This is a genomic window from SAR324 cluster bacterium, from assembly GCA_029245725.1.
Taxonomy (GTDB): Bacteria; SAR324; SAR324; order SAR324; family NAC60-12; genus JCVI-SCAAA005.
In genome coordinates, this window is record JAQWOT010000048.1 from 1 (window position 1) to 8,147 (window position 8,147).

Genomic DNA, 8,147 nt, shown 5'->3' on the forward strand with positions numbered 1-8,147 from the left:
CCTTTCTAGGGGGTATCCACTGGATAGTGGCGGTCATTTGGCTAAATTGATCACAGGCCCTAGCTTAAGAGGTTTGGGTGTGCATCCATGAGCAAATCATCAAAGAGACCTGCTGCGTGGCGGTAGGAAGCCAGACAGGTAACCATTGCGGCATTGTCTGTACATAATTTAGGTGGAGGATACCAGAGTTCGATACCTTGCTTTTTTGCTTCCTCCTCAAAGGCTTCTCTTAGAAATTTACTGGCTGCCAAGCCACCAGAAACTGAGAGGCGTTTCAAGCAGTAGGTGTCTAAAGCTCGGAACGTCTTATGAATCAACACTCGAGCCACACTTCTAAAAAAGCAGGCCAATACTTCGGGTTCATCTCGTTTTGCTTTTTCGGGCTCTTGTTCTTTAAACCTCAGAAGTGCTGTCTTTAGCCCACTGAATGAAAAATCAAAATCTGGTTCATGAATGCGAGGGCTTGGGAAATCGTAACTGTTTCCTGGATTTCCAATAGCAAAACGGTCTACAACTGGCCCTCCCGGCATTGGATATCCAAATAGTTTCGCAACCTTGTCCACACATTCTCCCGCTGCATCATCCATACTTCGACCAACAATTTCGTAATCGAAGTGATCTCTTGCATGCATCAGAAGAGTGTGTCCTCCAGCAACTACCAAATGTAATATTGGATACTGAAAGAGTTGGCCTGAGAGAACACCTGCGTAGGGATGCGCTTCAACGTGGTTCAGACCAATGAGAGGGATCTTTAATGAGAACGCAAGTGTTTTGGCGACCATCACTCCAACTATAAGAGCTCCAAGTAATCCTGGCAAATTACTAACAGCAATGTAGTCAAGGTCTTCTAACTTCACATCTGCTTTACGACATGCCTCATCGATCAAAGCATGAATCACTTCGAGGTGTTTACGGGCTGCTCGCTCTGGAACAACCCCTCCAAATTCTGCATGGTCCCGATATTGAGATAATGTCAGGTTTGCCAGAATTTCTTGGTGCCCGCGCAGGATTGCAACTGATGTATCATCAAATGTTGTATCAATCCCAAGTCCCAAGGCATTTTTAGTCAAATTTATTCCCTAAAGTATGTTGTTGAATCAGAGCAATACGTGAATATCATAAAGGGCATGAGTGTAGGCAGTCACCGCAAATCCACGCACAAAATAAAGTACTGTGAACAATAAACCAGCTACCCAGCGAAACAGGAAGCTATGCAAATCAAAGTCATCTCCCAGACTACCTACATAATGAGCTAAGGCAAAGAGAAATGAGGCGGAGAGGATCGCAATCACAGCTGTTAAAACCGTACTCCGCAAAATGGAGTGTAACCCAAAAAACAACCCATTCAACAGCAGCACTCGAAAAACAAATTCTTCGTATAACCCCGCACCAATCGAGAGGGCGAGTTTTTGAGCTGACTGGTTACCAATCAACAGATCTAAAACACTCGAGTATAAGAGTAGGTTCACCAAAACTCCTAGGACCGTGCTGTAAATAAAGGCCTCTAGAAGTAAGATCCCGGCATAATTTAGTGGCAAGCCGATCTCAGGTCTTTTCAATCGAAGCCAGACGAGAGCACCAATCAGAATACCGATCAAAACAAAGGTCACATGTTGTGGCCGAATTTCAAACGCCTGAAACACGTATCGCACCCAAACATCCATCGCGTTGCGGATCTGCCAGGCTCCTCCCGTGTCACTCAAAAGCAATAGGATTTCGTAGCAAACCAATAGGGGTAAGGCTAGAAGCACAGAGGCATAGGGGCTCCTAGTCGTCTCCCAGTAGGAAGGCATCATAAGGCTTTAGACTAGATTCTTGTGATTTGGACGGAGTCGATGAAATTCAAGCGACGTAGCTCAAAGGCGCGATCTTCGGCTTTATCCTTGGGCACCTTGCCAACACGAACCCGGTAGAGAACACTGTTGTCCTGATTAATGTGCGTATGAATATACGCATCAGGGAAGCCCTTCTCACGCAGTTGATTGAGCACATCCTCAGCATTTTTTCGCAATTTCGAAGAAAATACTTGAACAGTATAACTTGAACTTGGCTCTGAAGGACGGGCTTGATCGACTGATTCCATGTTTTCTTCATTAGCCGACTCCAATTTGAGATCTGGAGTTGCTACTGCAGGGCGTGCAGGAGGCTGCAAAAGATCTGTCGGACGAGGAGAATTCTTAAGTGTAGTGGCTGCAGAACTAAGAGCCTCCGTACGCTGCTGCAGACGGTCTAATCTTGGTAAATCTAAATTTATTTGATCTTCTTGGGGTTCACTCAGCCCAAAAAAACGAAGATCTTCTTTTTTAAGATCAGGTGCTTCTGGGCGATTTGTTTCCTTAGAAGCAATGCTTGTTTCTGGTAACTGGCGCATGCTTTGCCCCGTGATCATACCCATATAGAAACTGACGACTAAGCTGAACCCACTTATTACCAGAATCATCATTGCAACCGGATAGGAAAGTTTCAGCAGAAACATTGCTTTTTGTTTAGCCATGAAGATTCCGTTAAGTGGGGATCCAGCGGCCCCGCAGGGTAGGATAATTCAGTTCTTGCTGTAGCATTTCCAAAAAATCTTTGCGCCCCAGCTCCTCAGCTCCCAAGCTCAAAAGATGATCAGTTGTGACCTGACAGTCAATCAATCGCAATCCTTGTTCCATTGCAAACTTAGATAGTGAAACCAAGGCCAATTTTGATGCATTACTTTTTTTGCTAAACATAGACTCACCAAAAAAACAATGTCCGAGGGAAATCCCATAGAGTCCTCCCACCAATTGATCTTCCTCCCAGACTTCAATGGAATGGGCAAATCCTTGCTCATGCAACCGAATATAGGCATTTTTCATTGCCTTCGTGATCCAAGTGCCTTCCAAAGCCCGAGTGGTAGCACACTGATCAATCACCTCAGCAAAGTGAGTGTCATATCGCACTTGATGGGGTCTGTTACGAAGAACTTTTGCTAAACTGCGGGTAATGTGGATCTTGTCAGGGAACAGAACTAGTCTGGGATCAGGACTCCACCAAAGTAGCGGCTGCCCTTCTTCATACCAAGGGAAAATTCCTTGTTGATAGGCCATCAGAATCCGATCACTTGAAAGGTCTCCGCCCACTGCCAACAAGCCGCTGGGTTCTGCTTCATTAGGTGAAGGAAATTGTAAAATATTCGGATGAAGTTGGTAGATTGGCATCGGCCTTCAGCTAAAGACTTCCGTCACAAAACAGATTGCTTTTTAAATGGCATCCACCTCTCAAATAGAAAATGGAATAATTCTACCTAAGTGGGGAATCCTCGGGGCAGGAGCCATGGGCTGGCTTTGGACTTATTACCTTCAGCGAGCAAAAATAGACACTCTACTCCTGCAGCGCCAAAATACCAGTTATCGAGAATGTATAATTCAAAAGGATAATCTTTTCGAAAATTGCAGAACCTCTGCAACGAAATCAGATAATCCCTCCTTACCAACTTTAGAAGCACTGATTATCGCTACCAAAGCCTATTCTGTAAGGAGTGCTCTTCTGCCACTTCAGGAAGCATTGATTTCAAAGCAGATCCCGATAATTTTATTACAAAATGGTCTTGGTGTTTTTGAAGAAGTCCGCGAGCTTTTCTCTGAACAACCTATTCTGATACTATCAACTAGCAATGGGGCTTACTGGCACGAGTACGAATTTCTCAAACTTACTGGAACAGGCTCCAGTTATCTTGGCACATTGGACAACTCCGTCCCAAGGTCATTGAAAAACATACTTTTCAAAAGACTTAAAGCGACAGGACTTCCTGTTTTACTCACTGACAACATCCTTAAACAACTTTGGGAAAAACTTCTTGTCAACTGTTCCATCAACAGTCTTTCAGCTTTATGGTTGTGTCGAAACGGAGACTTGCTTGATAATCCAAATTCTAAGCAAATCTGGAAGAGAATTGTCCAGGAGGGGGTTCAGATGATGAGACTAGAATTGTGTCAAGAAGTTGAACCTTTAGAAATTCTCACTTTGATTGATCAAGTCGCCTACAAAACCAGTGCGAACTACTCTTCTATGTATGAGGATCGAAGAAGAAATCGACCTAATGAGGTGGATTATATTCAGGGTTATTTGGTCAGGAAGGCTCACCAGCATCATCTCTCTGTTCCAACACTGGAAACATTGGCAGAACTCTTAAAATTTCCTGAAAACTCTTCATTAAAACAAACACCAAATTGAGCTAGTAGTATGGCTACTGGATTCTACACCAACAAAATTTATCTTGAACACGACACAGGCAACCACCCCGAAAATGCTGACCGCCTCCGAGCAGTCGATCAGCATCTACAGCACAGTGGTCTGTGGAATGAATTAGCGGTGCGTCCCGGACGCACCGCAGAACTTAAAGAAATCGAAATGTTACACTCCAAGAGGTATATCGATTCCGTTCAGGAAGCGGTGGAACTGGGTAGAGGAACACTTGGAACCCCAGATTGTGTCATTTCCCCTGGGACTTTCGGTGCAGCCTCACACGCAGTTGGAGCAGTTCTCGATAGTGTTTGCCAGGTTGCTGAGGGCAAACTAGACAATGCCTTTTGTGCTGTTCGCCCTCCTGGCCATCATGCTGAACATGACTCAGCGATGGGCTTCTGTTTCTTTAACAATGTAGCAATTGCTGCGGAATTTTTGCGGAAAAATTTAAGATATCAGAGGATTCTCATCTTTGATTTTGACGTACATCATGGCAACGGCACACAGCATCTCTTTGAAGAAAACGCACAGGTCCTATACGCAAGTACACATCAAGACCCAAGAACTTGTTATCCTGGGACTGGTTTCGCCCATGAAACTGGCTTTGGATTAGGTAAGGGATTTACATTAAATTTTCCTATGCCTCCTGGTACATCAGATGAGAAATATTTAGAATTTTTCCATAATCGAATCATTCCTCAATTCAAGGAATACAAACCAGATTTCATACTTCTTTCTGCCGGTTTTGATGGACATATTCGTGACCCGCTAGCGATGCTGAATCTCACAGAAAATTGCTATCGTGAAATTACAAAAACAATGAGAACTCTCGCTGAAAAATTTGCGGCTGGTCGTATCGTAAGCTTGCTGGAGGGGGGTTATGATCTGGAAGCACTAGCTTTAAGTGTAGAAGCCCATATTCAGGAACTTCTAAACTGATGGAAGATTTGCAAAATTTGCAAGACTTTGAAAAGTTAAACATCAACTGGTTCCCAGGGCACATGCGCAAGGCGTTACGAGGAGTAGGGGATCAAATTAAAAGAGTTGACGTTGTCCTTGAGTTGAGAGACGCCAGACTCCCCGTCACTTCACAAAATCCTGACTTACAAAATCTTCTGATCAACAAACCTTCTTTAATTCTGTTCAATAAATCAGATCTGGCTGATCCAAATCAAATCAAGAAGTGGGAGTCAAAATTAAAAAACGAATCGACCAAGCCCTTCCTGTTTGTGGATGTAAAAAAGAGAAAAGGACTCAGCCAAATTATTCCCAATTCAAAAAAACTGATGCAAACACGCTGGGAGAATCTGCGAAAAAGAGGCATCCGCCCCCCAGTTTTGAGACTGATGGTTATCGGTATACCTAACGTGGGGAAATCAAGTTTGATAAATGCTCTTGCTCGTCGTGGGGCTACTCAAACTGGTCCCAAGCCTGGAGTGACTAGACATCAGGAGTGGATTGTTCTCGGCCAAAATGCTGAACTACTGGATACTCCAGGAATCCTCTGGCCTAAAATCCAAAATACCATTGATGGATTGAACCTAACCCTCATTGGAGGCATCAGAGATGAAATCGTTGGTGTAGAGAACTTAGCCAACTATTTGATTCAACTAGGTAAACAACGTTTCCCTCAAAAGCTACTATTAAGATATAAAATTGAAGGCTGTGAGGCACAAAGCTCACAGGAAATTCTTCATCAAATCGCCAACAATAGAGGTTTTTTTCGGACAGGGGGAAATGTAGATATTCAGCGAGTTTCAGAGATGCTTCTCCACGATTTTCGGGAAGGACTCTGTGGCCCAATTAACCTGGATCTACTGTAATCTACATAATTGTCCTGACTCCGCTAACTCTGAGAAGTAGGCGTTTCAGGAATCCACCTGCCCAGTTCTTTTGCCTAATGTGAAACAAACCCAAACTACTGGGATTCTCGATGCAGCTTCGATGGCCACTCCAGTAAATTTCAGACACAAGTTGCTGAATACAATCCTCACCCTCAACCACCGCAATTCCATTAAAACTTGCCGGACCAGATCCCTCTCGAGCTTGTAGATTCAACTTACCACTTACCCAGATCAACAACTGGGAATCTAATTCTCCAAAATCACTCGCTGAAGGTAAATTCAGAACCAAGTTTCCATCTACAAAGATGGATAACGGTACCACCAAGCTATGGTTGTCGGAGGCAATCTGGACATTTTCACCAGACCAGTCCAGTTGCTGAGATCAAGAATAAGAAAAATCAAAAGGTGGTTTCATACAAGTATCAGCTAACCAGATCCAATGTCTTAAACTCGTCTCAACTAATTCTCGATCCTCACTAACATCCCAAATGAGCTTGGGTGGTAATTTAGGAGATTCTCGCTGATGATATGCTAATTTAGTCACATCGAATTGATTGCTTGAAAGTAGCACTTCAATGCTGATTTCTGACTGGGAAACCGTTTGATAATTTAGACCAAGCAGCAAATTTGTTCCTCCATCCACTTCACTCGCTAGCGCTTGCCAATCTATCCCCATTCCAGATGATATCGGCAAAATTTTCGGAGTTGCCATTAAAAGTGATCTGGGCATGTTTCTTAGGGAATCCAACCCCAACAACGCAACCACTTGGGCTTCCTGATAAATTTTTAAGCGATCCAGTAAGATTTTGCTGTGAGCTTTACTTTGAGTCTCACTTTGATAGATCCGAGCGACTAAAGCTGAAAGATAAACGTACAGCATTAGTGTAAGAAGAAGGACAAATCCTTGGCAGTAGCTAGGCAGGTAGGCTGGAGAAGAGTTCGATTTGGGTGGCCTGCTCGTTCTCATGAAATGGAAATTTCAGTTGCTCAAGAGATGGATTATTTCTCCGAGAAAATCCCTTCTCAGTAATTTCTTTTTCAAGAATTTTTATTTTCGAGTGTAGTGCATCTGCAGACTTGAACCAATTATCCTTTGAATAATGATTGGTCCCCACTTTCCCAGTCTGAACGCTCAGACGCCATTGTTGCAGACCTCTCCGCACCTGCTGACCCCATGCAAGCCTGCAAAAGTGGCGCGGACCGACAGTTGGCTGAGTTTCGAAATAGAGAAACATAAAAACACTCAGGAAGTTATCTTTCTTTTTGGCAGTATTCGTAACACCAGAATCCTAATCGCAGGAATTCTGCGGCTAATAAGGGTACAAACAAAATCAGTGCCTGAAGATTCGATGACTTTTCATTCAGAAATAAGTGAATTGCTGTCAAAACCACTGCAAAATAGATGAGACGATGGATGTTTTTCCAATGATTCACACCGAGTTTTCTGACCATTGCATTGCTACTGGTCAGGGCTAGTATCAAAAGGATTAGAAAGGCTAGAAACCCTGTGAGTAAGTAGACTCTATGAAGATCTTTCCACAAAATCTCCCACTCAGGATTATCAAGTACGTGCAATGTAAAATGCAGAGCCGCATAGAAGGCCGATGCTAGCCCAATACTTCTTCGATGGGATTGAAGCCGCTTGATCCAACTAAAACCACTCCGCTTCCCAAGCCAAATTCTTAACGGAGAAAGCCATAAAATACCCACTAAAAAATAAGCAGCCCAGTCTCCTGTTGCATGAACAAGATACTCTACAGGGTTTGCGCTCTCAGTAACTTGAGTTCCTATCCAAATTAATGGTAAGAGGCAGGCAACCCAAAAGAATTTATTGGTTGTTCGCGATGCTTTGGATGACAAATCACGAGTTAAGCATGTATTATTAGATCAGGATTGCAGATTTAGAATTTGCCTTGACTCACTCAGAATGCCTAGTTAACTTTTTGAAGCCTTCAAACTTGTTTCAAACAAGTTCGTTGACCTAGGGAGGAGTTAGTAGCCTCCAATAGTTGGGGGCTACAGTCCTAGGTCGAATCATATTAAAAATTACTTCCGCGCCTTCATCCAATCTGTGAGATCATCCCTGAGCCC

10 protein-coding genes are annotated in these 8,147 nt (G+C 43.5%); 3 read left to right on the forward strand and 7 right to left on the reverse strand.

What is annotated here, in order from left to right:
* Positions 1-59 precede the first annotated feature (59 nt).
* The 4 genes from tsaD to aat are packed head-to-tail and all read right to left on the reverse strand — an operon-like array spanning position 60 to position 3,185.
* Positions 60-1,070, reverse strand: a complete 1,011-nt coding sequence (gene tsaD, locus P8O70_01965) for a tRNA (adenosine(37)-N6)-threonylcarbamoyltransferase complex transferase subunit TsaD (protein ID MDG2195650.1) — start codon at positions 1,068-1,070, stop codon at positions 60-62.
* 27 nt (positions 1,071-1,097) lie between these two features.
* The gene (locus P8O70_01970; protein MDG2195651.1) at positions 1,098-1,796 is read right to left on the reverse strand and encodes a CPBP family glutamic-type intramembrane protease; all 699 of its coding nucleotides are present in this window, start codon (positions 1,794-1,796) and stop codon (positions 1,098-1,100) included.
* A gap of 11 nt (positions 1,797-1,807) precedes the next feature.
* A complete protein-coding gene (locus P8O70_01975) occupies positions 1,808-2,494 on the reverse strand; it encodes an SPOR domain-containing protein (GenBank protein ID MDG2195652.1) in 687 nt (228 codons plus the stop codon).
* A 10-nt stretch (positions 2,495-2,504) separates the two neighbouring features.
* Positions 2,505-3,185, reverse strand: coding sequence for a leucyl/phenylalanyl-tRNA--protein transferase (gene aat, locus P8O70_01980; protein ID MDG2195653.1), 681 nt, complete (start codon positions 3,183-3,185; stop codon positions 2,505-2,507).
* Between the two features lie 46 nt (positions 3,186-3,231).
* Between aat and P8O70_01985 the strand changes: the two genes are divergently transcribed.
* The 3 genes from P8O70_01985 to ylqF are packed head-to-tail and all read left to right on the forward strand — an operon-like array spanning position 3,232 to position 6,035.
* Positions 3,232-4,200, forward strand: a complete 969-nt coding sequence (locus P8O70_01985; GenBank protein ID MDG2195654.1) for a 2-dehydropantoate 2-reductase — start codon at positions 3,232-3,234, stop codon at positions 4,198-4,200.
* Between the two features lie 9 nt (positions 4,201-4,209).
* Positions 4,210-5,151, forward strand: coding sequence for a histone deacetylase (locus P8O70_01990; GenBank protein MDG2195655.1), 942 nt, complete (start codon positions 4,210-4,212; stop codon positions 5,149-5,151).
* On the forward strand, positions 5,151-6,035 hold the full coding sequence (gene ylqF / locus P8O70_01995; GenBank protein ID MDG2195656.1) for a ribosome biogenesis GTPase YlqF: 885 nt from the start codon (positions 5,151-5,153) through the stop codon (positions 6,033-6,035). Before P8O70_01990 ends, ylqF begins: the two co-directional genes overlap by 1 nt.
* 1 nt (position 6,036) lies before the next feature.
* On the opposite strand, the gene P8O70_02000 is transcribed toward ylqF, so the two are convergent.
* From P8O70_02000 to P8O70_02010, 3 genes are all read right to left on the reverse strand, one after another.
* The gene (locus tag P8O70_02000) at positions 6,037-6,345 is read right to left on the reverse strand and encodes a hypothetical protein (protein MDG2195657.1); all 309 of its coding nucleotides are present in this window, start codon (positions 6,343-6,345) and stop codon (positions 6,037-6,039) included.
* Between the two features lie 93 nt (positions 6,346-6,438).
* A complete protein-coding gene (locus tag P8O70_02005; protein MDG2195658.1) occupies positions 6,439-7,023 on the reverse strand; it encodes a hypothetical protein in 585 nt (194 codons plus the stop codon).
* Positions 7,024-7,307: 284 nt separating this feature from the next.
* Positions 7,308-7,916, reverse strand: coding sequence for a ferric reductase-like transmembrane domain-containing protein (locus P8O70_02010; protein MDG2195659.1), 609 nt, complete (start codon positions 7,914-7,916; stop codon positions 7,308-7,310).
* Between the last annotated feature and the right edge of the window lie 231 nt (positions 7,917-8,147).